This is a genomic window from Streptomyces sp. NPDC050528, assembly GCF_044457795.1.
GTDB lineage: Bacteria > Actinomycetota > Actinomycetes > Streptomycetales > Streptomycetaceae > Streptomyces.
This window is the reverse complement of record NZ_JBITHH010000007.1, coordinates 248642-273501: the sequence shown is the minus strand read 5'-3', so window position 1 is coordinate 273501 and position 24860 is coordinate 248642. Positions and strand designations below refer to the sequence as shown.

Genomic DNA, 24860 nt, shown 5'->3' with positions numbered 1-24860 from the left:
ACGAGGAGGTTGCCGTGAGCGTCAACGAGGACCTCATGGTCATGGCATCGGACCGGCCGCTGCAGAGCGCCGTCCGTGACGAGCATCTGCTGCTGTCACCGCCGCATCCGCCCAAGGTGCCCATCAAGCTTGCGGCCGAGCGGCCGGCACTGACTGTGGTGCACTACCCGCAGGAGTTCCAGGAAGAGGCGTACGCCCCGCCGCGCGGTGTCTACGAGAATGACGAGATCCGCGTCGAGTGGCAGAAGTTGGACGGCCGGCAGCCGTTCTACCACCGCAATTGCGACGTGGACGAGATCTCCTATCAGATCGCCGGCGAGCGCACCCTGATGACCGAAATCGGCTCGGTCGAGCACAACTGGCCCGGCGAATTCTCCCGCATCCCCCAAGGCGTGGCCCACGACAACCGCAGCCGCGCCGAAAGCCACCTGTTGTTCTACATCCCGGCGCCGGTCACCGAACTGGTGTCGGCCCACCGCGAGTCCCGGGCGATCTTCCCGCCGTTTCCCGGCTGGCAGCCCGGTGAGGCCAACGAGGCCGTCACCTGGAACCTGGGGGCGCCCGGCCGCGACATCGTCCTCTTCCCCGTCGACGAACAGCAGTTGCTCGACCATGTCCACAGCGACGACCGCCGGATACAGGTCCTGCGTGCCGACCACGACCGCGACACCACATGGATGTACGGCACCGAGCGCATCCGCCTCGGGCTCGTCACCACTGTGCCCGGTGGTGAGCGGCGCTACCGCCGCACCCTCGACGCCGACGAGATCCAGTACCAGGCAAACGGTCACCGTACCCTGATCACCCAGTACGGCATCGTCGACCTCAGGCCTGGCGACTTCGTGCGCATTCCGCTTGGCATCTCCCACGCCGATGTCACCACCGAGCCCGGCGACTACGTCAGCCTGCTCTCGCGTAGCGAGCTTCCGCAGGTGGCCGACACCGCTCGTACCGCCTACCAGTACTCGCCCGAACGGCTCGCGGCCCTCAACGTGGAGGTCCACGCATGACCACGATGCTCGCACTGCGCGCCCAGCGCGACGCCGGCACTCTCCTACTGGAGAACATCCCCGTCCCCGAGCCAGGCCCGATGGACGTTGTGGTGCGGGTGGCATCCGCCGGCCTGGCCCCGGGCCTCATGCACCTGCTCAGAAGGGGCGCGTTCAAGCATCTGCCCACCACCCTCGGCTTCGAAGCCGCAGGCACCGTCACTGCCGTCGGCAGCGACGTCACCGGCGTCGGCATCGGCGACCGGGTCCGGGTCCACCCCTTCCTGAACTGCCGTACCTGCATCCACTGCCGTAGCGACCGCGACATGATGTGCGCGCAGCAGTCCATCATGGGCTACGCCGCCTTCAACGACTCCGCGATGCCGCTCTACGACGAGTACCACAACGGGGCGCTCGCGGAATACGTGCGCCTCCCGTACTGGCTGGTCGACCCGCTGCCGGAATCCATCAGCTTCGACGTCGCGGCCAAGACGCACACCCTCGCCAACGCCGTACGCGCGTTCAAGTGGGCAGAGCTGCCGATGGGTTCCACCGTCGTCGTCACCGCCGCGACCGGTGCCATGGGCACCGCGACGGTCAAGCTCGCGAAGCACTTCGGAGTCGCCGAACTCATCCTCGTCGGCCGCCACAGTGACCGGCTCAAGACCGTCGCCGGGCTCTCCGGTGGCATCCCGGCCGCCATCGTCGCTCTTGACGAACTCCCCGAGGACTGGGCGACCAGCAACGCTCTCGGCGGCCGGCTGCGCGAGCTGGCACCCGGGGGAGCGCACGCGATCCTCGACTACGTGCCCGACGGTCCGGTCACCGGTCAGGCCATGGCCGGGCTTGCGACCGGCGGTGCGCTGGTTCACATGGGAGGCAACAGCACTCCGCTGCCGCAGTCACCGCTGGCACTCATGATGAACATGTGGCGGTTCATCGGTACTCGTGCCTGTACCCGCAACGACGCGCTGGAAGTGCTGCGTCTGCTGGAGACGGGCGTCCTCAACGCTGATGAGCTGATCACCCATCGGTTCCCGCTCAGCGACGCGTTGGGGGCCGTCGACGCCATGCAACGCCGCGACGAGCCCATGTGGATGACCGTGGTCAATCCCTGATCCGGGGCACGACTCCATCAGCGTGTGCTGCGAAGCCATCGAGGAACCAGCGAGAGGAAATCCGAAAGTGTCCGAAACGGAAGCCGTACGCAGTGAAGAGCCGCCTTTGCTCGCGGTGATCGGGGCGGCCGGGCTCTGTGGTAGGTACCTGTTGGAGGCGGCTCAGCGGTCTCCGTTCAGGGTCCGCGCGGTGGTGCACGGTCCGGGGGGCCGTGAACGGGTGGCCGCTCTGGGCGTCGACGAGATCGTCGAGGCGGATCTCGCGGAGCCCGACGCCGTCCGCCAGGCGGTGAAGAACGCCGACTTCGTGTTCATGATTCCTCCGGCGTTTCATCCGGAGGAGGACGTCTTCGCGAACAGGGCGATTGAGGCGGCCGAGCACGCGGGCGCGCGGCGGTTCGTGTACTTGTCCGTCCTCCACCCGCACACCCCCGGCCTGCGTCACCACATGCGCAAGGCGAACGCCGAGGCCACCGTGCGGGGTTCGGACCTGGACTGGACGATCCTCCAGCCGTCGATGTTCGCCCAGATCGTCCTGTCGACGTGGGGAAGGGCTCCCGCGGGGCCCGTGAATGTGCCGTTCGACGTCCACAACAAGTTCTCGTTCATCGACCTGCAAGAACTCGCGGAAGTCGGCATGAAGGTTCTGTCTGAACAGGGCCATGACTCGGCGACCTACGAACTGGCGGGCCCCACCACCACACTGGCCGAGGCCCTGCGCATCGCGGGACATGTACGAGGTGTGGAGCTCGAGGCGCGGACGGTCGACTGGGAGGAAGCGCCGCTCCCGCCCCCAGTCGCCGACGATCCGTCCCGGGGCCCCGACATGCGGGCCATGTGGCAGGACTACGACCGGCACGGCCTGCGTGGCAACAGCAACGTCCTGCGGATGCTGCTCGGCCGTGAACCCGCGTCTTTCGAGGAAGCGGCCGCTGCGTTCGCTGCTCGAGGTTAGCCTCTTGCGACGTTCGTCGGCCACAGCACCGTGTGGGCCCTGGCCCGGCTTGTGCCGTGAGCGCAGGCTTCAACCGCTCCCGGCATCACGAGTGCCTCAACTGGCCCACGCTACGTGGCCGGTGGTCTCGCACGAAGCCCAATGACGGCGGGCCCGGAGAACGGGCGGGCCGCCACCATGGATCCAGGCGCGCTCACGTGACTGGTCCCATCCCCAGGATCGCCAGCAGCGGCGACCACACCGTCGGGCCGGCTGCTGCGCCGCTCCGCACCCACTCGGTTCCACGAGCTCGCGCGCTCCCTGGTCACCAGGACGAGCCTCGACCACATGCCTGCGATCTTCGTGGACTGGACGGATGCTCCTGTCCCGCTGGCCACTGGCGCGGTCCCCGGATACCGCCGAGGCGTTGCGTTCCGTCAACGCGTTCATGTCTCCCGCCAGCGTGAGAGGCATCGAAGCGCTGTCGTCGTCCTGACCAGGCACACACCGGCTGAACGGGTTCGTGGACCACGACTTCGCCGTCGGGTTCTTCTCATCCGACCTTGGCCTGAAGGCGAACGTCTCCACGGAGCGGGAACCGTCGTACTTCCTTCATTTCGGCGTCTTCGGCGAACTGCACCTGGAGGCGAGGAAGCGGCAGCTGAGAAACACGCGCTCGGTCGCAGCCGCGGCGAATCCCGGTGAGCGACTGCTTGTCCTGCCCGAGCGGCAGCCGACCAGGACCCTCGTCATCCGTCTGGGGCGACGGTTCGTGGACCCGGAGCTGACGCCTTTGGCCGCGAAGGGCCCTGGGGCGGACGTGCGGTTCGACCCGGTCCTCGACCTTTCGCAGCTCGGCCCGGCGGGCATGCGTGAACTGCTGGGCAGCGTGCTCAGCGAGGTCGACAGTGAAACCGAGGTGCTCACTCAGCCGGCCATGCGCAGAGCGCAGACGCGTCTGATCGTCACGAGTCTGCTGCACACCTGCGGCCCGCCACCCGGATCGCGCGATCGAGTACATCGAGAGTCACCTCCGCGAGCAGATCAGGCTGGGGGACATCGCACAGGCGGCGGGACGCAGCGCACGGACGGTGGATGCGGGATTCCGGTCCTGTCTCGGGGTGTCGCCGATGACGCACGCCCGCAATCTGAGGCTGGAACGCGTCCGTGCGGCCCTGCTGACATCCGCGGAGACGATCAGCGCGATTGCCCTGGACACAGGGTTCACGCATCTCGGCCGGTTCGCGGCCGCCCGCCGTGGGCGTTTCGGAGAGCTGCCGTCGCAGTCCCGCGGGTGCTGCTGAGTGCGCTGTCCGACCCAGGGGACCAGACCCGGCTTCTGTGCCTCCGGCCCTGGTCCCACAGCAATGCGCCCCGGTCGCATTCCTGAAAGCGCTTCACGAGGCGGACGCGAGTGGCCATGTCCTCGCCATCGCAGGCGACCCGCCACAGCCGGAGGTCCCTACGAGAACGCGCCGGCGCTGATCAGAACGGCAGCCCTGGATGAGTTCGGGGTGAAGACGGTCAGCATCAGCGGATACCCGGAAGGACACTTCGGCATCCCACGGCAGATGCTGTGGGCCGCGCTTGAGCACAAGGCAGCCGCGCTGGCCGGAGCGGCGACATCATCACGCAGTTCGGCTTCGATGCCGAATCGGTCATCAGCTGGATCGAACAGGTGCGCTCGCGCGGCATTCAGTTGCCGATCCGCGTCGGAGTGCCGGGTCGTGCCGGGATCAGGCGGTTGATGTCCTTCGCGGGGCGGTTCGGCGTCGCAACCCGCACGGGGATCGCTGAGAAGCACGGCTTCTTGCTGACCAACCTGCTCGGCACCGCCGGCCCGGACCGCTTCATCACCGAACTGGCGCGACGACTCGACACCGATCGCCACTGCGTCGTAAAGCTTAACTTCTACACATTCGGGGGCCTGCGGCCGACTGCGTAGTGGATATGCGACTTCGCCGCGAGGGGGAGTGCACATGGGTGAACGCTGTGGCACGACTCCACTGTGGAGCAAGGGAGTTGGGAGCGGCTTGCCGGTGGTGGGGACGAGTACGGCGACACGCTGGCGTTCTCAGGTGGCCCATCCTGGTCAAGTGCGCGGTGAACCGACGGGCTGTAGGCCGTTCAGGACGGTGTCGACGATGTGCTCTGCCAGTCCGTCGGGGAGGTCGGGGTCGGTGCGCGCGAATGAGCGGATGAGCAGGGGGCCGACGAACATGTCGATGGCCAGTTCCAGGTCGACGTCGGTGCGGAGTTCCCCGTTCAGCCGGCCCCGCCGCAGGACCTCCAGTCCGAGGTCGCGCCGGGGAGTGATCACGCCGGCGTTGTAGGCGGCCCATATCTTCGGGCTGCATCTCATCTGGGCGTGCGCGTTGTGCAGGATCGCCGACGAGCGGCGGGCCAGAGTGCGTTGGCGCAGTGACTCCAGCAGTACGACCAGGTCGTCCCGCATCGAGGTGCCGGGGAGGTCTCGCTCGGCAGGCTCAGCGGCGCGTATGACGTCGACGAAGAGATCTTCCTTGGCGCTCCAGCGGCGGTAGATGGCTGCCTTGCCGACGCCGGCGCTCCGGGCGATGCGTTCGACGGAGAGATCGGCCAACGGGACGCCGTCCTCGAGAAGCTTCATCACCGCTTCCAGGATGGCCTGGTCCACGTCCCTGCTGCGGGGACGACCACGGGTGGAACCGTACGACGGCGGACGGCTCTCGGCACGGCTCATGGCGTTCTGTCCTTTCGCTTCGCGGCGCACCGGTGAACGTCGCGCGGTCCGCGTTGGGACTCGATCCCCAGAGCAGCATTCAGCTGTGCCTGGTGACCTGTGTCCCGCTCAGTCTTTCTCGCTCTTTTTTCACATCGACGCGCGGGGGTGCCCTGATGACTTTGGTCCCACAGCCAGGCCATCCTCTGCCTCGTCCGCCGCCGAGCCGACGTCCTCTTCGCAATGCTCCGCACTCGGTGGAGCATTGTGCCCATCGCACGAGTGGCAGCCGCCTGAAACGAGGCAAGTCGGGTGCGGCGTCCACACGTCCAGCGACCCCCGCCACCCGGCACGAATAGGCTTCGTCCAACTTCGAACACTGCCCCCGACCACTGAGGTGATGGCAAGGACGCCCGCGGCGACAGTGCTGCTGAGGGAAGTCACCGGCAGTGTGATGATCTTGCTCACCTACAACGTGTCCGTGGCCTCGCCGGCGAGGCCGAGACCAGCACGGTGACGTGTCGGGATCGAGGTGGACGGGCGGTCGTGGCGTGCTTTGAGGAGATGCGCATTCGCCGTGTGGGGCGGACCTGGCACCTTCCTTGTTCAGTCCTTGGCCACACGGGTGTGGTTCCCGACCGACGAGGGATGCGCCTCGGCCACACGGGGCTCTCCCGGTGACAACCGTCGACATGACGCGTCGGTTCCCTCGCCCCGCGAAGGGTTACGAAGTGTCGACGGGAATGCCCGGTCTCCAGCCGAGACTCCTGGACAGTCCGAGTCCGCTCGTGACCAGGGAGGGCACGGCCGCCTGCAGTTTGATCGAGCCCGCGGCCACCACTACAGACAGAGCTGCGACGACTTTGCCGCGGCCGTCGACGATGCGCGTCGCGACTGACTCGGCCCCCTCGCTCAGTTCCTCCTTGACGACCACCGTTCCGGTCGAGCGACAGGACGCCAGTTCGCGACGGAGTTCGGTCGGGTCGACGATCGTCTTGGGAGTGAAGCGTTGCAGCCTTCCCGCCAGCACCTCGTCGATGAACGCCGGGCTGCTGTGGCTCAGCAGCACCTTGCCCACACCTGAGCAGTGCAGGGGCAGAAGGCCGCCGACCTGCGATGTCAGACCGACGGCGTTGACCGCCGACAGCCGCTCGATGATCACGGCCTTCTCGCCCTGGAGGACGGCCAGCTGTACATGCTGGCGAAGAGCCGTGTACAGGTCCTCCACGAAGGGCTGCGCGGCACTGCGGAGCGTCTCGGCGCGCGGGGCGAGGGTCCCGAGGCGCCAGAGCTGTAGGCCGATCGCGAACCGGTTGTCGCGGGTACGCTCCAGCGCGCCGGCCTCCACGAGTTCCAGTGCGAGACGCCGGGCGGTGGCGTGCGGCATGCCGGTACGTCGGACCAGGTCGGCGAGACTCAGCTCGGTGTGGTCGGGGTCGAACGAGAACAGCAGATCCCAGAGTCGAGAGCTGACTGAGCGTCCTGGCTCGTGCGCGCGAGGCATGGATCTCTCCTCCATCGACTGCTTTCGCGGACTCGGTCCCACTGCCGGCCGGAGCAGACGAAGAGATCCGACCAACTCGTCGAAGTCTCCAGATTGCGCCGCCCCTGGTGGTCAGATGCTTGGGGCAGCGCAGCGACTCCCTCGCTCTCGGCCGGGTCGGCCAAGCCGCGCGGGCCTGACCGACGCGAACGCCGGGTCGCTGCCCCCGGCCACTGCGGTGATGGCAAGGACACCCGCGGCGACAGTGCTGCTGCCGCGGGAGCACAGTACGACGATCGATCATTTTAGCTGAGCGCCCGGGCGCCCGGGCGGCCCCGAGCACCAGTCGCGGGTGGAACGCTCGTCACGGCGGAGGCACTGGCCGGGACTGGTGGTGGATGCCTGCTGGCCGGGGGCGACGCGATGCGTCGGTAGCGAGTGTGAAACGACAGGCTTCGCGCCTGCTGTGCGGACCGAGTTGTTCGTTTGCCACCGGGCCACCTCGGTGTGCGTCGGCATCAGCACTGAACCCTAACGGCACACCGTCATACGCCCTTGGGGGCGAGGACGATGTCGAAGCGCACCCGGCTCCATGTGCCGTCGATGACGCGGCCGTCAGGCGTCGGCGTACCGGCGGGCTGCCGCTCGAACCGCTTGACCAGCGAGTCCTTCACGCCGAAGACGGTGTCCTTGCGGCCGATCGGGTCCCCCTCGGGGAAGATGTGGGTCACCAGCGTGCGCGCCCCTTCGTGGGACACCATGAAATGCAGGTGGGCGGCGCGCAGCGGTGAGCGGCCGACCGCGTCGAGCATCTTGCCGACGGGGCCGTCGTCGGGGATGGGGTACGGCGTCGGGGTGAGGCCCCAGAAGCGGTAGCCGCCGTCGGCCGCGGACAAGAGGTGAGCCCGACCGGCGCGCTTGTCGGCCTCGTACTGCACGTCGTAGAGCCCGTCCTCGTCGGCCTCCCAGACCTCGATCCGCGCGCCGGCGAGTGGGGCGCCGTCGGTGTCGGTGACGGTGCCCTCGACCCAGCAGGGCTCACCGGGGGCACCGAAGGCCAGGTCGTCGCCGAGCTCGATCGCCGGGGCGTCCTCGACGAAGAACGGCCCGAAGACGGTCGCCTCGGTGGCGCCCCGGTAGGCCTGGTAGTTGACGTTGATGGTCTGCATGCTCGCACCGAGGGTGTCGGACAGCAGGATGAACTCCTGCCGGACCTCGTCGGTGATGTGGCCGGCCCTGGTGAGGAAGTCGATCGCCGTCCCCCACTCCTCCTCGGTCAGCCGGACCTCGCGGATGAAGGAGTGCAGGTGCTTGGCCAGGGAGACCATGAGCTCCTGCAGCCGCGGGTCCTGGCAGGCGTCAAAGGAGGCCACGACGTTCTCGACGAGTCGCTGCTCGACCGCCTGCTGCTCCGGCGACACCTCGCGGTAGACGGTGCCGTGGGAACCGGCCTGGGCCGAGCCGGAGTTGACGTAGGTCGCCATGACGGCCTCCTTCAGTTGATCGGGTGGCCGGCCCACGCTGCCTTCAGCAGCGCGGTCAGGTTCTCGTCGGTGACGGGGGCCGGGTTGTTGTCGGGGATCGCCTGCGTGATCGACCCCAGCGCCTTGGCGATGCCGTCCTCGGGCATGCCGTAGTCGCGCAGCGCCTTCGGGGCGTCCAGCACCCGGCGCAGGGCGGCAAGACGGCCGTTCGCCGTCCGGGTACGGAAGACCGCGCCGAGGGCCTGGACGATCCGGGCCTCCGCCTCGGGAGCGTGCGGGGCGTTGAAGGCCAGCACGTAGGGCAGCACGACCGCGTGGGTCTGTGCGTGGGGGAGGTTGAACATGCCGCCGAGGACGTGGCAGATCTTGTGATGCATCCCGGAGCCGGCCGAGGCGAACGCGACAGCGGCCAGGTAGGCGCCGTACAGGGTCTGCTCGATGCCCTCGACGCTCGTCGAGTCGTCGGCCACCGCCGGCAGGCCGGTCGCCAGTGCGCGGATGCCCTCTTGCGCCAGCGCCCGGTCGATCGGATCGGCACGCGGCGCCCACATCGAGTCCACGCAGTGCGCCATCGCGTTGAGGCCGCTGGCCACGGTCATCTTGCCGGGCAGTGTGGTCAGCAGACCGGCGTCGTAGACGACCGACGCGGGCAGCACCTTGTCGTCCACACCGGTGGCCTTGGTCTCACCCTCGGTCAGGCCCCACACATTGGTCGCCTCCGAGCCGGCGTACGTGGTGGGTACCGCGACGATCGGCAGTCCGGTGGTCAGCGCCACCGCCTTGGCCAGACCCGTGGTCGAGCCGCCGCCGACACTGACCAGGACGTCCGCCTCCGCGCCAGCCGCCGCCTGGAGGGCTCGTGCCGCGACTTCGACCGGCACGTGCATCACGACCTCCTCGTGACGCAGTACGACCGGGATCTCCTTGGCGATCGGGTCGGCCAGCTCCTTCTCGCGGTCCGAGGCGATCAGCATGACCCTGGAACCGGCGAGCGCCTTGACCTCCGCCGCCACGGCGGCGGGTGACTCGCCGGCCGCGAACACCACCCGCTGGGGGAGGGTTTCGTGGGTGAACATCATCAGGCTCCCGCCAGCCATTGCTTGCCTTCCGAGTAGAGCTGCTCGACTGCTGTGCCGGTGAGGCCGGGAAGTCCGTCCTTGACCGTGAAGCCCGCCTTGGTCTGCAGGTAGGCCAAGTGCCGGTAGCCGAACGGGAATTGCTCCAGGAGTTCGGGGTCCAGTGTCAGGGAGGCAGCGGGGTCGACGACGTCGAGCCGGTCCTTCTCGTAGATCGGCTGCCGGCGTACGAGGGTCCAGCGCCCCTCGTGGCGGGAGAGGAAGTCGTAGAAGCGGCCGGTGCAGACGACATCGACCTCGACGCCGTCGATGCCCGAGCGTTGGTTGATGGTCATCTTCGTCTGGGCGATGGCCCGGTCGCCGACGACGTCCGCGGTGTGGCCGCCCAGGAAGTGGAGGATGCTGACTCCGTTGTCGAAGCCTTCGCGACTGGCCTTGATGAAGTCGGTGGCGCTTCCCTGGAACCAGGTGGCGCTCATCCAGCCGTCGCGCGGATGCCAGACCGTGGCGAAGCGGTCCCAGTCTCCGGCGTCGCGCCACAGTGCCCAGTTCTCCACGAGCTGCCGGATCTCGTGGCGGTCGTTGTCGGCCTGCGACATTCGTGACTCCTTGGAAGGGCGGAGACCTCTGGTACAGAGGCCTGGTCAGGCGGACCGGAAGAACTCCTCCAGCTCGCGGTCGAGCCGCTGGGAGGCCTCTGTTTCTCGGATGTCCGCAAGCCATGCGGCTGCCACCGCTGGGCTGAAGGCCGCGGCAAGCCACCACAGTCGGGGGAGTGGGGCCGGAGGGCGCGGCGCACGCTGGGTGACGTGCGCCGTACGACCTCGTCCCGTCATGAGATGGGGTAGTGGCGGGATCCTGACTGGACGGTGATCCAGCGCAACTTGGTGAACTCCTCCAGCGCGGCGCGGGACCCGAACCGCCCCCAGCCGTCGGCGCCGACACCGCCCAAGGGCATCTGGGGTTCGTCGTGCACGGTGGCGCCGTTGATGTGGCAGATGCCGGACCTGATCCGGCGGGCCACGTCGGGCGCGGCGGAGGTCGATGCGTCCACCGCGAGATTGACATCTGCGACGGAGGCTGCCGCGGCCCACGCGGTCGGTCCACCGGTCAGGGCCTCGGTGGTCTCGAAGTAGTGGCCGCTCCTGGCCGCGACGTGCTCGCCCGTGTTGAGGAGGCAGCTGGTCCGGACCGCGCCGGACGTGGGTGCCTCGGTCCCTGTGGCTGACATGTGATGCCTCAACTCTGCAACAGCGGCGATCGCCGCACGAAACCTGTATGTCGAACTCTCCGCCCTCGGCGTCGCGCCCTGAACCCTGATGTCCGTTCATCGAACAGCCGTGTGTGGGTGACCCGGTCGGCCTTCCCGGGCTCCAGGCTGGCGGCATGTGCTTGGACTGGTTGTACGTGCGCCAGGCGCCAGCCCTCCGCGATGTCCTCTCAGGCCCACATGACCGTCTCCCGGACCGGGAACGGCAAGGGCGCATCCGGTGGCCGTTGACCAGCTTGTCCTTCGTGACCTCGATGCCGGACCGGAGGCGTGCAGGCGCTTCGGTGACGCGGTGGTTGCCCCCAGCACGACACAACGCCTCCTGGACGCCCACGCGCACCGATTGCCCCACCCGGACACCGGTGGAAGACCGACCGAACCGCGGCTGGAGCGGCTGACCGGGCGCGAGCACGAGATCCTGCTGCACATGGCCGAAGGTCTCACGAACGCGAAACTCGCCGACCGGACGGTGGTGGTGGCCGAAGTGGCCGTGAAAACGCATGTCGCGCGGATTCTCGCCAAGTTCGAACTGCGGGACCGAGTCCAAGGGGTCACCTATACCTACGAGATCGGCCTCGCCGAGCCCACCAACCGGCCACCGGTTGCCACGTGAACCGGGTTCGCCTGGCCCGACGGCAGTCAGGCGGAGAGCGCCGCCGAGAGGTCAGTCCTCGCGAATCGTCTCGGCCACCCGGTCGAGCAGCGCCCGCAGCTGCGCCGATTCCTCCGGGCCGAGGCCACTGGTGATCTGCCGCTCGATGCCGGCGATCACTTTGTCGGCCGCGCGCAGCGCTTCCCGACCGGCGCCGGTGAGATGCAGTTCCTGGATGTGCCGGTGGCGCGGATGCTCGCGTCTCTCCAACTGTCCGCGGCTCTCCAGACGCGCCACCAGTGAGGCGATGGCCTGGGGGGTCACGTTGAGGCGGCGGGCAAGTTCGGCGCCGGTCAGACCCGGTTCATCGTGCACGGAGATCAGGAGCGTGTAGTGCGCCGCCGCCAGGCCCAGCGGGCGTAGTCGCTGCTCCTTGAGGCTCTGCACCGCCAGTTCCGCGCGGCGCAAAGCCCAGGTCACTCGGTCAAGCGCTCCGAGCTCGACGGGCTCCTCGTTATTTCGTATCACGCGAGAAGGATACGACACTTAAGAGCAATCAAATGTTTGACACTTGCCTAGCGGTTGATGGATGCTGGTCCCATGAATCGCACCATTGCTCTGATCACTGGCGCTTCCTCCGGCATCGGCGCCGCCTACGCCCGTCTCCTGGCAGACGACCACGACCTCGTCCTGGTGGCGCGACGCGCCGACCGGCTCGCCGACCTGGCCGAGGAACTCCGCGCCCATGGAGCAGCCGTCGAGGTGCTGCCCGCCGACCTCATGACCCATGACGGCATCGCCGCTGTCACCGTCCGCCTGGCCGCCGGGGACGTGCGCATGCTGATCAGCAACGCCGGCGCCGGCGGCTACGCCCCGCTCGCCGACGTCGACCCCGCCGACATCGACCGCCTGCTCACCCTCAACGCCGTCGCCCCCGTCCGGCTGGTCCACGCCGCACTTCCCGGAATGCTCGCGGCAGGCGAAGGCGCGATCGTCACCGTCGCCTCGCTCCTCGCCTTCAGCGCGGGCGTCACTGACTCGCGAGCGCCCCGGCGCACCCTGTACGTCGCCGCGAAGGCCGCCACCCTGGGCTTCACCCGCACCCTTGCCAACGAACTCGCCGACACCCCCCTCCGCGTCCAGGTCGTGTGCCCCGGCGTCGTGGCCACGGAGTGGAACAGCGGCGCCGGCCACAACATCCCCTGGGCGATGACGCCCCAGGACGTGGCATCGGCCAGCCTGGCCGGGCTGCGCCTCGGTGAGACCGTCTGCGCCCCCGGTCTGGAGCATCTGGACTCCGCTCTGGACGCCTTGCTCACCGCAGAGACCGCCTTTGTCGCGGGCGGCAACCAGCCCACACTCGCCGCTCGGTACGCGGATCCGCGAGCCTAGGGCAGTCCCAACCGGCGGCCTGCGGCTCAGTTATGGCAGGAGGAGTACTTTGCCGGTCTGCCGGTGGCTTTCGAGGTAGGCGTGAGCCTGGGCCGCTTCTTCCAGGGGGTAGGCGCGGTCGATGACAGGGTTGATCTTTCCGTCTGCCAGCAGTTCCAGGCACAGTTCCTGGTCCCGCAGGGTCGCGCCGCGCACGCTGGCGATCTTCACCTGCTGGCCGATGAGGGCGAGCGCGTCCAGTTCGAGGCGGGATCCCTCGTCGGTCGGGGTGCCCAGGACGATGACCGTGCCGCCGAGCCGTGTGCAGGAAAGGGAGAGCTGGAAGAAGTCGTTGCCGCCGACGCAGTCCCAGACGGCGTCGGCGCCCAGGCCGTGGGTCAGCTCCCTGACCTGTGCGGGCAGTCGGGGATCGGTGGAGTGCACGATGTGGTCGTAGCCGAGCTTCCCGAGCGCTTCGTCGTGGTCCGGCTTGGTGGTGGTGCCGATGACGGTGGCTCCGCTCAGCTTGGCCAGTTGTGCGCAGGCGATCGCCATTCCGCCGCTGGCGCCAGTGATGACCACCGTGTCGCCGGGGCCGACGGGTGCTTGCCGCGCGCAGTTGAGGGGGGTGGTGTAGGTCCACATGGTGGCTGCGGCGGTCTCGTAGTCGACGCCGTCGGGGATGGGCAGGATGGCGTCCTGCCGGCGCGTGACGTACTGGGCGTATCCGCCGAAGACCTGGTGTCCGGGGTAGGCGGTGTCGATGCACAGGTTTTCGAGTCCGCGGACGCACAGGGCGCAGTTGCGGCACGGGAGATGCGGGAGCTGCACCGCCCTGTCGCCGGGGCGCCACCTGGTGACGTTCTCGCCGGTGGCGACGATTTCACCGGCTGCGTCCCGGCCGAGCTGGAACGGCAGAGGCCACGCGGGTCGTCCCGGGAGAGGCTGCGGCAGGTTGCCTGCGCGGTACCGGAGATCCCAGCTGTTGACGGCCGTGGCGTGTACGCGCATCAAGACGTCGTCGGGGCCGACCTCGGGAATCGGCGCCTCAATGTACCTGAGCACCTCGGGTCCGCCATGTTCGAACAGGCGGACCGCCATCATGGTCTGTTCCACTCTCACGTTCCTTCAGATCGTTACGCGGTTCATCGGGGCCTGCATACAGTCGCGCGCACCTCACCCGCCCCCGCGAGACCGCGGGCGAGCGGGCCCCGACCAGGCGGCTCACCAGGGGGGGACCAGGACACTGCTCGGTCCGACGATCCGAGGGGGTGACCGGTCGTGGCCTGAGCGTGGTGGTCGGTCCAGGCTGAGAGCTTACCCAGGCTCTTGACTCGAAGTCATGAGTTTTCGTTCCGAAATATATGGCTTCCTGCACATCTGTTGACTGGGTAGCACTCTAGAATTAACTTGGCCCTGGTTCAAGAGTTGGGAAGTGGGTGACCCCACAGCGCCCAAGAGCGCTCTGGAGTCGGCAAGAGCAAACATCTCCTCTGCTCAGGCGCTGATGCGCACATCGCAAGCAGTGATCGGCGGCAGTGACTTACCGCGACGGTTGCCTGAACTCGTTCGGGCCGGGTCCGCCGACCGCATTGCGCCACCCGTCTCGCATCTGATCGCCGACGTGGTGATCGGCCCCCTCGGCGTCGTGGGAAGCCCGCGTCTCCGAATTCGCCGCCGACAGCAGGAGTTGGTCAGTCATGAGCAGCCCAGTGACCACGCCGCCTGACACCCAGGACGACTTCGGTGTTCTGCGCGAGGTGGAAAGCAGGGTGCTCTGGCTGTCGTCGGCGATCACCCATCACGCGAACCGCGTACGTGCGAACCCTTCGGGACTCAAGGTGGGCGGGCACCAGGCGTCGTCGGCGTCCATGGTGTCGATCATGACGGCGCTCTGGTTCCGGCATCACGGCCGATTGACCAGGCGCTGGCCGCCGTGCCGGGCGACCCCGCCGCGCGCGAGCGTCGCCGGCGCCTCGTCGTCGCCGGGGCATATCCCCTGCTGCGCACCGACGGCGCCAGGGTCACCATCGCCGCGATGGGTGCGGTGATGCCGGAGGCGCTGGCAGCCGCTGATCGACTGGCGCGGGCCGGTGTCGCGGCGGACTTGGTGTGTGTCACCAGTCCCGATCTCCTATATCGGGCGGTGCGTGCCAGGCAGGGCCACGAACAGGCCGAGTCCTGGGTGCTGGATCAGGGTTTTCCTGCCGAGCGCGCCACACCTCTGGTCACGGTCCTCGACGGCCATCCGCAGACCCTCGCCTTCCTGGCCACCGTCAACCGTGTGCCGGCTTCCTCCCTCGGCGTGACCCGGTACGGGCAGTCCGGATCGCTTGAGGACGTCTACCGCCATCACGGGCTCGACGCGGACAGTAACGTCCGCGCCGCCCTTTGCCTGACCGGTTGAGTTGCAAGAGCCTTGCTAGTTATCAAACGCTTGACAGTAGACAGAAGCTTGATAATCTAGTACTTGCCAAGGCCCTTGAGCCATCGCTGAAGTCATTCAGGTCGACGCGCACCCGCTGTCACACGGCGGTCCTTCACCGCGCCGAACACAGCGTCCGCCACCTGTCATCACCCTCGGGGTGCTGCTTGTGTGCAGGCGGTCGTAAGAAAGTGGGAGAGACCCGTGACCAACAACACTCCAACGATCACGCGTGACGGAGTCATCGGACAGGACGGGAGCGAGGTGGTCACCGTCGATCAGGCAACCGGGGTCGAGTTCGCCCGGTACCCCGTGGCCGGCAAGGTAGAGGCGGCCACGGCCGTGGCCGCCGCTCGCTCGGTCTCCGGGCCCTGGTGGGACCTCGGATTCGAGGGACGCACGGAGCGGCTGCGCGCCTGGCGGCGGGAGATAGCCGTGAGCGGCGAGGAGGGCGCCGCCCTCATCCACGCCGAGAACGGCAAGCCCCTCGACGAAGCCCGCGTCGAGGTGCTCGGGATTCTGGAGCACGTGCAGTACGCCATCGAGAACGCCGAGCGCGTGCTGGGACGCCGGGATGTGCCGGACAGCCCCACCGTGCCCAACCAGCGTGCGTGGGTCGAATACCAGCCCTACGGAGTCGTCGGCGTCATCGGCCCGTGGAACTTCCCCCTGCTTACGCCGGGGGCCATCCTCATCGAGGCGATCGCGGCCGGAAACGCCGCGATCCTCAAGCCCAGCCAGATCACGCCCGGCGTCGGGGAGTGGATCGTCCGGACCTGGCAGCGCGCGGTCCCCGACTTCCCGAACGTCCTCCAGTGCCTCAACGGGTTCGGGGCCACCGGCGGAGCGCTCATCGAGGCCGGCCTGAACAAGCTCGCGTTCACCGGCAGCGTCGCCACCGGCAAGACCGTGGCCGCCCAGTGCGCGCAGACCCTGACCCCCGTTCTGCTGGAACTCGGCGGAAAGGACGGCGTCATCGTGGCCGAGGACGCCGACCTGGACGAATCCGCCAAGCACATCGTCTGGGGTGCCATGCAGAACACCGGACACGGCTGCATCAGCCTCGAAGTGGCCTACGTCGTCGAGTCGGTGCACGACGCGTTCGTCGAGAAGATCAGCGACCTTGCCAAGCAGGTACGCGCCGGCAGCGACGAGGAGGCAGAGATCGGCCCTGTTCCGCTGCCCACCCAGATCCCGATCATCCGGGAGCACATCCAGGATGCCCTCGATCGCGGCGCGACAGCCACTGTCGGTGGCATCGAGGCGGTGGGGGAGCGCTACGTCACTCCCACCGTCCTGGTCGGCGTGAGCCCCGACGCCCTGGCAGTGACGGAGGAGACGTTCGGGCCCACGCTCGCCGTCGTCAAGGTCACCGACACCGAGGAGGCCATCGCGCACATCAACGGAGGCCGCTACGGACTGGGCAGCGCCGTCTTCAGCCGCGACCGCGGCGAGGACATCGCCCGGCAGCTCCGCGTCGGAATGACCAGCATCAACGACGCCCTGGTGTTCTCCATCAACCCCGCCGTGCCCTTCGGCGGTCGCGGCGACAGCGGTTACGGGCGCAAGCAAGGAGAGGAAGGACTCCGGGAGTTCGCCTACCCGCACTCCTTCACCGCCAAGGCCGGCCCCGCCCAGTTCTCGGCCACCACCTTCGGCAGGCCCGCGGGCGCGATGGCGGGTGCCCTCGCCGGCGTTCGCAACAGGATCCTGGCCGAGGGCGCCGAGAAGGCCGCCCCGACCAACTGACGGGCAGAGGCGAACGGTTCGGGCCGAGCCCGCTCCGGCATCCACCTCGTCACGCGACCGGTCGTTGACCGGCCTGGCACCAGGTCCGAGACGGCGCACCACCTCGGACCCGGTCGCCGGACGCGTCCCGGCGATGGTGCGAGCCGACCACAACCCGCCGAGGCCATGCCCGCCGCCGACACGACTCGATGGCGGCGGCTCGGAGGGCAAACCGGACCACCGGGAGAAACGACGCGCACTCTCGCGGAGCGCGACAGCAATTGGTACCTCCCGACAACCACCGCGCCACCATCGAGGGAGAGCGGACATGTCCAACGAACGTTCCGTCCAAGGCGTGACTCCACCCGCCGAGCCCCCGACCACAGCCACCCGGCGAAGATTCCTCGCCGCGACCGCCGCTGTCGGAGGAGCCGCCGTTACCGGCGGTCTGGCCGCAGGGTCGCCCGCGCTCGCCGCCGAGGCGCGGCCCGGCAGCCGTACCTCCACGACGTCCGGCGGATCGAAAGACCATCGGAACACCAAGAAGGAGAAGAAGATGCGCGTCGTAGCTGTGGAAGAAGCGTTCGCCATTCCTGGAGCCATCCGGCAGGAGGCAGCGATCCGTCAGCGCATGGACGTGCCGGACGCGATCAAGCAGGAGTGGTTCCGGCGCCTGGACGACATGACCGAGCTGCGGCTGGCGGACATGGACGCCAACGGCGTCGACATGCAGGTCCTCTCGTATGCCACGCCGGGTCTGGAAGTGATCGAGGATCCGGCGGAGGCGGTGGCTGTGGCGCGGCGGGTCAACGACCATCTGGCCAAGGCGGTCGCCAGTCATCCGAACCGGTTCGCGGGCTTCGCGGTCCTTCCGCTGCAGGATCCGAAGGCCGCGGTCGTGGAGCTGCGCCGGGCGGTGAAGGAACTCGGGCTCAAGGGCGTGCTGTACAACGACCATGTGCGGGGGCACTACCTGGACGAGCCGCAGTTCAGGCCGGTATGGGCCGAGTTGGAGCGGCTCGGCGTGACCCTGTATCTGCATCCGGCTGTCATTCCGGCTGACAACTGGCATGTCTTCGACGGGTACCCCGCGCTGGTCGGGCCGTCCTGGGGCTGGACCGCGACGGTGGGTGCCCATGCGCTCCGGCTGATCTACGGCGGCGTGTTCGACGAGTTCCCGGGCGCGTCAGTGACGTTGGGACACATGGGCGAGCTGCTGCCCTTCCAGATGGCCCGGCTCGACAGTCGCTACACCCAAGTGCCGGTTGAGCAGAGGGTGCAGCACCTGCCCTCGTACTACCTGCGCAACAACGTGTACGCCACCACCAGCGGAGTGATGTCGCATGCCGCGCTGCTGGGAGCCGTCCATGCCGTCGGTGTCGACCGGGTGCTGTTCTCCATCGACTACCCGTTCGAGTCCAGCGCCGAGGCGGTGGCGTTCCTGCGTTCCGCACCGTACGCGCCGGCCGACCTTGCGCGCATCGCGCACGGCAACGCCGAACGCATTCTGGGGCTGTGAACGACCGACAGTCCGCGTAGTCCCGCATTCTCTTCACCCGTCAGTGCGACCTGAGGAGCCGCGATGCCGAAAGCAGTGCGATTCGCCGAGTACGGCGGCATCGACGTACTGAACGTGGTCGACGTCGAACGGACCGGGCCCGGCGAACGCCAGGTCCTCGTCAAGGTGGTGGCGGCCGGGATCAACCCGGGCGAGGCCGCAATCCGGCGGGGATTCCTGCACGACAGGTTTCCGGCGACGTTTCCGTCGGGGCAGGGCAGCGACCTGGCGGGGATTGTCGAGGAACTCGGCGCGGGAGCCACCGGATTCGCCGTCGGTGACGAAGCGATCGGCTTCACCCACAAGAGGGCCAGCCACGCCGAGTACGTGATCGTCGACAACGACCACCTCAGCCCCCGACCGGCGGGGGTCCCGTGGGAGCAGGCAGGCGCGCTCTTCGTCGCCGGGACCACGGCGTACGCGGCGGTACACGCCGTCAGGGTCAAGCGTGGCGAGACCGTCGTCGTCTCCGGGGCCGCGGGTGGGGTGGGCTCTCTCGTCGTCCAACTCGCCCGGCACGCCGGAGCCACCGTCATCGGCCTGGCGAGCGAGCCCCACCACACATGGCTTGCCCGGCACGGAGTGATCCCGCTGACTTATGGCGGAGATGTGGGCGGGCGCATCCGCGCGGCGGCCGGCGGCACGATCGACGCCTTCATCGACACCTTCGGCGCTCCCTACATCGAACTGGCCCTGGAACTCGGTGTACCCGGTGAACGGATCAACACCATCATCGACTTCCCCGGCGCGGCGAAGCACGGCACCAAGGCGGAGGGCAGCGCGGCGGCGGCAAGCGCCGACGTCCTGCGGGAACTCGCCACGCTGATCGCCGATGGGGATCTGGAGATCCCCATCGCAGGCGTCTACCGGCTCGACGAAGTCCGAGAGGCCTTCCGGGAGCTGGAACGCCGGCACACGAACGGCAAGATCGTTCTCAGGTCCTGACGGGCCGTCATCGACCGGCTGCCAGCGCATCCTGCGAGCGAGCCGTCAAAACCAAGCACACCCCTGAACGGAGCCAGGCCGTGGCCAAGTCGTCACAATCCGAGATCCACACCCGTTGGTCGTCCAAGGACGCCGCCGATCAGTTCACCGTCGACAACCCCGCGACCGGCGCGCCGCTGGCCGTCGTTCAGGGTGCCGGCGACAAGGAAGTCGACCAGGCCGTACAGACGGCCTACGACGCGCACTTCTCCTGGAAGGCCCGCACCGCCCGCGAGCGCGGCAGCTGGCTGCGCAAGGTCGCTCAGGCGATACGCGAGCACGCCGACGAGATCGCGACCCTGGAGTGCAGCGACAACGGCAAACCCCTGACCCAGGCGCGCAACGGGGACGTGAACGCGGCGATCGGGATCTTCGAGTTCTTCGCGAGCCAGTGCGACTCCATGCCCGGCCAGGTCAACGACGGCGGAAGCCTGCTGGACATCACGGTGCTCGAACCCTACGGCGTCATCGCCGCGATCGTGCCGTTCAACTGGCCGCCGATCCACACCGCCAGCAAGCTGGCCCCGGCGCTGGCCGTCGGCAACGCGGTGGTGATCAAGCCGCCGGAGCAGGCCCCGCTCTCAGCCATGCGCATGGTGGAGATCATCCAGTCCGTCCTGCCCGACGACGTGGTCCACATCCTTCCCGGCACCGGCTCGATCGGGTCCCGGCTCGCCGGCCACCCGCTCGTCGGCAAGATCTCGTTCACCGGGTCGCCCACCACCGGCGTCTCGGTCATCAAGACCGCTGCCGACAACCTGACGCCGACCCTGATGGAGCTCGGCGGCAAGGACCCGTTCATCATCTTCGAGGACGCGGACCTCGACCTGGCGCTGCCGTGGGCGATCGAAGGCGGCCTCTTCAACCAGGGCGAGGCCTGCACCTCGGCGTCCCGCGTCCTGGTACACGCCGACATCTACGACGAGGTCGCGCGCCGCTACGGCAACGCGGTGAAGCGGCTGCGCGTCGGCAACGGCATCGATCCCGGCACGCACATCGGGCCGATGGTGTCCGCCGCCCAGCGTAAGCGGGTGCTGGACTACATCGACATAGGTGTCCAGGAGGGTGCCACGATCGCGGCGCAGGCGGCGTTCCCCGACGACCCGGAGCTTGCGGGCGGCTACTACGTCGCGCCGACGCTGTTCACCGGCGTCCGCCCGGACATGCGCATCGCGCAGGAGGAGATCTTCGGCCCGGTCATCTCGATGATCCCGTTCCACGACGAGGACGAGGCCGTCAGGATCGCCAACGGCACCGAATTCGGCCTGGTCGCCGCAGTGTTCACGCCGGACTCCGAACGCGCGTTGCGGGTCAGCCGCGCCCTCCACACCGGGTTCGTCTTCGTGAACAACTACAACCGGAACTTCACGGGCACGCCGTTCGGCGGTGTCGGCGCGAGCGGCTACGGCCGGGAGACCTCGGCCCAAACCCTGGGCGAGTACGGCTACAGCAAGAACATCCGCCTGGTCTCCGGGAGGGGCGAGATGCCGCGCTGGGCGCCGTCCCTGGAGGTGACTGGACACGGCAGGTGAACAACCCGGTCTTTGAGGCGGCGTAACCCGGCTCGAAGACACGGCGTGCGGCACCCTTGAGGACGGATGGTGCCGCACGCCGTCGTGCCGTTCACAGCCCTTGGCCGATGTCCCGCACGGTTGCCAGCAAGGGTCGGGACAACGCTGCCAGGCTCGCGCGGGTGCAGCGGACGGACGGGGCTGCCACGGCGACGGCGGCCACGGCGGTGCCCGTGTGGTCGCGGACGCATGCGCCGACGGCGTGCACTCCGCGCTCGCTCTCCTGGAGGTTGATGGCGTAGCCGGTCCGCCGCACCGACACCAGCTCGTTGAACAGGCGTTCCACGTCGTCGGAGGCGTCGGTCCGGTGCCCGGGGAGTCCGTTGGGGTAGAGGGCGCGGAGCCGGTCGGCCGGCAGGGCGGCGAGCAGGGTCTTGCCGCCCGAGGTGACGTGGGCGGGCAAGAGCGTGCCGGTGCGGTAGCTGACGCGTAGTGCCTGTGGGCCCTCGACGCCGTCGAGGAAGCGGGCCGCGTTGCCTTCGAGGACCATCAGGTGGGTTGTTTCGCGGACGGTGTCCGCCAGTCGTTGCAGGTGCGGGTGGGCGACGGTGATCAGGTTCGGGGGAGGTGCCGCCTGGCTTCCCCTGATCGCCTGCAGGGCCGGGCCGGGTCTGTACACCTTGTGGCGGTCCTGCGCGGCGAATCCCTCGAAGACCAGCATCGCCAGGATCCGGTGGGCGGTCGAGCGCGCGACGCCGAGCCGGTCGGCGACGTCCATCACCCGCAGCTCGTCGAGCTCGTGCAGCAGCCGTACGACGCGCAGGGCGTTGCCGGCGGCGCTCACCGGATACGAGGGACCGGGCGAACGGTCCAGTGGATTCTCCATAGCGGAATCCTACCCTTCAATGATTCCGGTAGAGGGAAAAGTCGGCGTAGCGTCAGGAATCAGCGCCGCAGGATGCGCGCTTGTTCTGGCGGTCGCCGAACACACGACGTGGAGGTTTCCGTGACCGATACCACCAGCGAACAGACCGAGCGCAAGCTGCTCGACGAGCTGTACGCGGACTTCGAGGACGCGGGTCTGATTCCGCTGTGGACCCAGGTGGACGACCTCATGCCGATGTCGCCGCAGCCCGCCGCGGTCCCGCACCTGTGGCGGTGGACGGACCTGCTGCCCATCGCGCAGCGCTCCGGCGAGCTCGTGCCGGTGGGGCGTGGCGGCGAGCGCCGCGCCATGGCCCTGTCCAACCCCGGCCTTCGGGGCCTTCCTTACGCCACTCCGACCCTGTGGACCGCCATCCAGTACCTGGGCCCGCGCGAGGTCGCCCCCTCGCACCGGCACAGCCAGGGTGCCTTCCGGTTCGTGCTCGAAGGCGAGGGCGTGTGGACCAACGTCGACGGGGACGCGGTCGCAATGCGGCGCGGTGACCTGCTGCTCACACCGAGCTGGGCCTTCCACGAGCACCAGAACGTCACCGACGAGCCGATGGCCTGGCTCGACGGCCTCGACATCCCGCTCGTCTCCAAACTCGACGGCGGCTTCTTCGAGTTCGGCCCCGACGAACTCTCCACCCGCGAAACCCCCGAGCGCTCGCGCGGCGAACGGCTGTGGGGACAGCCCGGACTGCGCCCGATCAGTCGGCCCGACCAGCCCAACTCCCCGCTGAACGCCTACCGCTGGGAGCACACCGACGCGGCCCTGACCGCTCAGTTGGAGCTGGAGGACGAAGGCGTACCCGGTGTGATCGAGCCCGGGCACGCCGGGATCCGCTTCTCCAACCCCACCACCGGCAGGGACGCCCTGGTCACGATGCGCACCGAGATGCGCCGACTGCGGGCCGGTACGCAGACCGTCCCGGTGCGCACCGTCGGCTCTGCGGTCTGGCAGGTGTTCGAGGGTGAGGCGGTCGCCCAGGTCGGCGAAAAGGTCTTCGAGATCGCCAAGGGGGACCTGTTCGTCGTCCCGTCCTGGTGCGAGGTCTCGCTGTCGGCCCGTACCCAGGTCGACCTTTTCCGTTTCAGCGATGAGCCCGTCTACGAGGCCCTCGGTCTCGCCCGTACCTCCCGAGGAGAACACAAGTGAAGCTCGCCACCATCCGGGTCAACGGCGCCACGCGCGCCGTCCGCGTCGACGAGGACAAGGCCGTCGACCTCGGGGAGAGCGACCTGGTGGCCTTCCTGCGCCACCGGGACTGGGCCGTGCGCGCCGCGGACGCCGACGGTGAGACGTACGAAGGTGCCCTGGACTACGCCCCTGTGGTCGTCGCCCCGGAGAAGGTCGTATGCGTCGGCCTCAACTACCGCAGCCACATACTGGAGATGGGCCGCGAACTCCCCTCCCACCCCACACTGTTCAACAAGTACGCGCGGGCACTGATCGGCGCGTACGACGAGGTGACCCTGCCCGCCGCGTCCACGCAGATGGACTGGGAAGCCGAACTCGGCGTCGTCATCGGTGCCGAGGTCCGGCACGCCGATCCGGAGCAGGCACGGGCCGCGATCGCCGGGTACACCGTGCTCAACGACGTCACCGCCCGCGACTGGCAGTACCGCACCACCCAGTGGGACCAGGGCAAGACCTTCGAGGCCACCACTCCCATCGGTCCCTGGCTGGTGACCGCCGACGACCCCGCGGTATCCGCCCAGGGCCTGAGCCTGACCTGTGAAGTCGACGGCGACACCGTCCAGAAGGCCGACACCGGCGACCTCGTCTTCGACCCGGCCACACTCGTCGCGTACCTGTCCGAGATCGTCACGCTGGTGCCCGGCGACGTCATAGCCACCGGTACTCCGGGCGGGGTCGGCCACGCCCGCAAGCCCGCCCGTTATCTGCAGGACGGTACGCGCCTCGTCACCCGGATCGAGGGCATTGGCGAGACCCGCAACACCTGCCGCCGGGAGACGCGGTGAACGCACGCCCGGCAGCGATGCTGGAGCAGGCGGCCAAGGGCACGGCGGCCTTCGAAGCCGCCGTGCACTGGCTGACCGACTCGGAATTCACCAGGCCCTCGAACCTGCCGAGTTGGAGCCGGGCCCACCTCGTCGCCCATGTCGCTCGCAACGCCGACGCGCTGGTCAACCTGCTGACCTGGGCGCGGACAGGTGTCGAGACGCCCATGTACGCCAGTGGCGACCAGCGCGCGCACGAGATCGAGGAGGGCGCCCGGCGCCCGGCCGCAGAACTACGTGCGGAACTGCTCGCGGCCGACGGTCGTCTCGCCACGGAACTCGCCGCACTGCCCGACGAGCGCTGGACGGCGACCGTCCGCACCGCGCGAGGCCGTGAGGTGCCCGCCTCCCAGGTGCCCTGGATGCGGGTGCGTGAAGTGTGGGTCCACGCCGTCGACCTGGACAGCGACACCAGCTTCGACGACGTACCGCACGACATGTGCGCGGCCCTCGTCGACGACGTGGCCGCCTCCTTCCGGGGGCGACCTGACTGTCCCTCCGTCCGGCTGCGGTCCGAGGACGGGGCCCACACCTGGCTTCTGGGCCACTCGGCCGGCGCCGAGCCGGTCGTGGTCCGTGGTGACCTGCCCAGCCTGGCCGCCTATGCGACCGGGCGCCCCGTGCCCGGCCCCCTGTACCCGACCGGCGGGGGATCCCTGCCGAAACTGCCCGCATGGCTGTGAGCAT

Annotated in this window: 23 protein-coding genes and 2 pseudogenes; 15 read left to right on the top strand and 10 right to left on the bottom strand. The window is 68.7% G+C overall.

Annotated features, from left to right (window positions below):
* Window positions 1-14 precede the first annotated feature (14 nt).
* From ACIBK4_RS25205 to ACIBK4_RS25185, 5 genes and pseudogenes are all read left to right on the top strand, one after another.
* A complete protein-coding gene (locus ACIBK4_RS25205) occupies window positions 15-1010 on the top strand; it encodes a hypothetical protein (protein ID WP_398997744.1) in 996 nt (331 codons plus the stop codon).
* Window positions 1007-2107, top strand: coding sequence for a zinc-binding dehydrogenase (locus ACIBK4_RS25200; protein WP_398997742.1), 1101 nt, complete (start codon window positions 1007-1009; stop codon window positions 2105-2107). The genes ACIBK4_RS25205 and ACIBK4_RS25200 overlap by 4 nt, the downstream gene beginning before the upstream one ends.
* Before the next feature lie 67 nt (window positions 2108-2174).
* Window positions 2175-3062: an SDR family oxidoreductase gene (locus tag ACIBK4_RS25195; RefSeq protein WP_398997740.1), complete on the top strand. Its 888-nt coding sequence runs from the start codon at window positions 2175-2177 to the stop codon at window positions 3060-3062.
* Between the two features lie 502 nt (window positions 3063-3564).
* Window positions 3565-3960, top strand: a pseudogene (locus tag ACIBK4_RS25190) (hypothetical protein); the annotation flags it as partial.
* A 91-nt stretch (window positions 3961-4051) separates the two neighbouring features.
* Complete coding sequence (locus ACIBK4_RS25185; protein ID WP_398998269.1) at window positions 4052-4345, top strand: helix-turn-helix transcriptional regulator; 294 nt, start codon at window positions 4052-4054, stop codon at window positions 4343-4345.
* A 158-nt stretch (window positions 4346-4503) separates the two neighbouring features.
* Here the strand turns inward: ACIBK4_RS25185 and ACIBK4_RS25180 are convergent, their stop codons facing one another.
* From ACIBK4_RS25180 to ACIBK4_RS25150, 7 genes are all read right to left on the bottom strand, one after another.
* Window positions 4504-4932 (bottom strand): hypothetical protein, encoded by a 429-nt coding sequence (locus tag ACIBK4_RS25180; RefSeq protein ID WP_398997738.1) that lies wholly within the window; start codon window positions 4930-4932, stop codon window positions 4504-4506.
* Window positions 4933-5133: 201 nt separating this feature from the next.
* Window positions 5134-5763 (bottom strand): TetR/AcrR family transcriptional regulator, encoded by a 630-nt coding sequence (locus ACIBK4_RS25175; protein ID WP_398997736.1) that lies wholly within the window; start codon window positions 5761-5763, stop codon window positions 5134-5136.
* A gap of 703 nt (window positions 5764-6466) precedes the next feature.
* A complete protein-coding gene (locus tag ACIBK4_RS25170; RefSeq protein WP_398997734.1) occupies window positions 6467-7246 on the bottom strand; it encodes an IclR family transcriptional regulator in 780 nt (259 codons plus the stop codon).
* A 524-nt stretch (window positions 7247-7770) separates the two neighbouring features.
* Entirely contained in the window at window positions 7771-8709 is a 939-nt protein-coding gene (locus ACIBK4_RS25165) for a dioxygenase (protein ID WP_398997732.1), read from the bottom strand.
* A gap of 11 nt (window positions 8710-8720) precedes the next feature.
* Window positions 8721-9788, bottom strand: a complete 1068-nt coding sequence (locus tag ACIBK4_RS25160; protein ID WP_398998268.1) for a maleylacetate reductase — start codon at window positions 9786-9788, stop codon at window positions 8721-8723.
* Window positions 9788-10384, bottom strand: a complete 597-nt coding sequence (locus tag ACIBK4_RS25155) for a nuclear transport factor 2 family protein (protein ID WP_398997730.1) — start codon at window positions 10382-10384, stop codon at window positions 9788-9790. Before ACIBK4_RS25155 ends, ACIBK4_RS25160 begins: the two co-directional genes overlap by 1 nt.
* Window positions 10385-10617: 233 nt before the next feature.
* Window positions 10618-11016 (bottom strand): aldehyde dehydrogenase family protein, encoded by a 399-nt coding sequence (locus tag ACIBK4_RS25150; protein WP_398997728.1) that lies wholly within the window; start codon window positions 11014-11016, stop codon window positions 10618-10620.
* Window positions 11017-11347: 331 nt separating this feature from the next.
* Here ACIBK4_RS25150 and ACIBK4_RS25145 point away from each other — a divergent pair, with 331 nt between their 5' ends.
* Window positions 11348-11668 (top strand): response regulator transcription factor, encoded by a 321-nt coding sequence (locus tag ACIBK4_RS25145; RefSeq protein WP_398997726.1) that lies wholly within the window; start codon window positions 11348-11350, stop codon window positions 11666-11668.
* A 51-nt stretch (window positions 11669-11719) separates the two neighbouring features.
* On the opposite strand, the gene ACIBK4_RS25140 is transcribed toward ACIBK4_RS25145, so the two are convergent.
* Entirely contained in the window at window positions 11720-12127 is a 408-nt protein-coding gene (locus tag ACIBK4_RS25140; RefSeq protein ID WP_398997724.1) for a MarR family winged helix-turn-helix transcriptional regulator, read from the bottom strand.
* 120 nt (window positions 12128-12247) lie between these two features.
* Here ACIBK4_RS25140 and ACIBK4_RS25135 point away from each other — a divergent pair, with 120 nt between their 5' ends.
* A complete protein-coding gene (locus ACIBK4_RS25135) occupies window positions 12248-13039 on the top strand; it encodes an SDR family NAD(P)-dependent oxidoreductase (RefSeq protein WP_398997722.1) in 792 nt (263 codons plus the stop codon).
* A gap of 30 nt (window positions 13040-13069) precedes the next feature.
* Here the strand turns inward: ACIBK4_RS25135 and ACIBK4_RS25130 are convergent, their stop codons facing one another.
* Window positions 13070-14134 (bottom strand): zinc-binding alcohol dehydrogenase family protein, encoded by a 1065-nt coding sequence (locus ACIBK4_RS25130; protein ID WP_398997720.1) that lies wholly within the window; start codon window positions 14132-14134, stop codon window positions 13070-13072.
* 787 nt (window positions 14135-14921) lie between these two features.
* Here ACIBK4_RS25130 and ACIBK4_RS25125 point away from each other — a divergent pair.
* From ACIBK4_RS25125 to ACIBK4_RS25105, 5 genes and pseudogenes are all read left to right on the top strand, one after another.
* Window positions 14922-15425, top strand: a pseudogene (locus ACIBK4_RS25125) (transketolase-like TK C-terminal-containing protein); the annotation flags it as partial.
* Between the two features lie 222 nt (window positions 15426-15647).
* A complete protein-coding gene (locus ACIBK4_RS25120) occupies window positions 15648-17192 on the top strand; it encodes an aldehyde dehydrogenase family protein (protein WP_398997718.1) in 1545 nt (514 codons plus the stop codon).
* A gap of 307 nt (window positions 17193-17499) precedes the next feature.
* A complete protein-coding gene (locus ACIBK4_RS25115) occupies window positions 17500-18690 on the top strand; it encodes an amidohydrolase family protein (RefSeq protein ID WP_398997716.1) in 1191 nt (396 codons plus the stop codon).
* Window positions 18691-18753: 63 nt separating this feature from the next.
* A complete protein-coding gene (locus ACIBK4_RS25110; protein ID WP_398997714.1) occupies window positions 18754-19674 on the top strand; it encodes an NADP-dependent oxidoreductase in 921 nt (306 codons plus the stop codon).
* 80 nt (window positions 19675-19754) lie between these two features.
* Window positions 19755-21245: an aldehyde dehydrogenase family protein gene (locus ACIBK4_RS25105; RefSeq protein WP_398997712.1), complete on the top strand. Its 1491-nt coding sequence runs from the start codon at window positions 19755-19757 to the stop codon at window positions 21243-21245.
* 91 nt (window positions 21246-21336) lie between these two features.
* On the opposite strand, the gene ACIBK4_RS25100 is transcribed toward ACIBK4_RS25105, so the two are convergent.
* Window positions 21337-22110 carry an IclR family transcriptional regulator gene (locus ACIBK4_RS25100; protein WP_398997710.1) on the bottom strand — a complete coding sequence of 258 codons (774 nt, stop codon included), beginning with the start codon at window positions 22108-22110 and terminating at the stop codon, window positions 21337-21339.
* Window positions 22111-22230: 120 nt separating this feature from the next.
* Here ACIBK4_RS25100 and ACIBK4_RS25095 point away from each other — a divergent pair, with 120 nt between their 5' ends.
* From ACIBK4_RS25095 to ACIBK4_RS25085, 3 genes are read left to right on the top strand one after another with little or no spacing between them, the layout of a single operon-like run.
* Entirely contained in the window at window positions 22231-23307 is a 1077-nt protein-coding gene (locus ACIBK4_RS25095; RefSeq protein WP_398997708.1) for a cupin domain-containing protein, read from the top strand.
* Complete coding sequence (locus tag ACIBK4_RS25090) at window positions 23304-24134, top strand: fumarylacetoacetate hydrolase family protein (protein ID WP_398997706.1); 831 nt, start codon at window positions 23304-23306, stop codon at window positions 24132-24134. The genes ACIBK4_RS25095 and ACIBK4_RS25090 overlap by 4 nt, the downstream gene beginning before the upstream one ends.
* Window positions 24131-24856, top strand: a complete 726-nt coding sequence (locus tag ACIBK4_RS25085) for a maleylpyruvate isomerase family mycothiol-dependent enzyme (protein WP_398997704.1) — start codon at window positions 24131-24133, stop codon at window positions 24854-24856. Before ACIBK4_RS25090 ends, ACIBK4_RS25085 begins: the two co-directional genes overlap by 4 nt.
* Window positions 24857-24860: the final 4 nt, after the last annotated feature.

What these genes read in the sequence shown, in the direction of transcription:
- ACIBK4_RS25200 (WP_398997742.1), top strand. Translation starts at nt 1,007, where the DNA reads ATGACCACGATGCTCGCACTGCGCGCCCAGCGCGACGCCGGCACTCTC.
- ACIBK4_RS25175 (WP_398997736.1), bottom strand. Translation starts at nt 5,763, where the DNA reads ATGAGCCGTGCCGAGAGCCGTCCGCCGTCGTACGGTTCCACCCGTGGT.
- ACIBK4_RS25170 (WP_398997734.1), bottom strand. Translation starts at nt 7,246, where the DNA reads ATGCCTCGCGCGCACGAGCCAGGACGCTCAGTCAGCTCTCGACTCTGG.
- ACIBK4_RS25165 (WP_398997732.1), bottom strand. Translation starts at nt 8,709, where the DNA reads ATGGCGACCTACGTCAACTCCGGCTCGGCCCAGGCCGGTTCCCACGGC.
- ACIBK4_RS25160 (WP_398998268.1), bottom strand. Translation starts at nt 9,788, where the DNA reads ATGATGTTCACCCACGAAACCCTCCCCCAGCGGGTGGTGTTCGCGGCC.
- ACIBK4_RS25155 (WP_398997730.1), bottom strand. Translation starts at nt 10,384, where the DNA reads ATGTCGCAGGCCGACAACGACCGCCACGAGATCCGGCAGCTCGTGGAG.
- ACIBK4_RS25150 (WP_398997728.1), bottom strand. Translation starts at nt 11,016, where the DNA reads ATGTCAGCCACAGGGACCGAGGCACCCACGTCCGGCGCGGTCCGGACC.
- ACIBK4_RS25135 (WP_398997722.1), top strand. Translation starts at nt 12,248, where the DNA reads ATGAATCGCACCATTGCTCTGATCACTGGCGCTTCCTCCGGCATCGGC.
- ACIBK4_RS25115 (WP_398997716.1), top strand. Translation starts at nt 17,500, where the DNA reads ATGTCCAACGAACGTTCCGTCCAAGGCGTGACTCCACCCGCCGAGCCC.
- ACIBK4_RS25110 (WP_398997714.1), top strand. Translation starts at nt 18,754, where the DNA reads ATGCCGAAAGCAGTGCGATTCGCCGAGTACGGCGGCATCGACGTACTG.
- ACIBK4_RS25100 (WP_398997710.1), bottom strand. Translation starts at nt 22,110, where the DNA reads ATGGAGAATCCACTGGACCGTTCGCCCGGTCCCTCGTATCCGGTGAGC.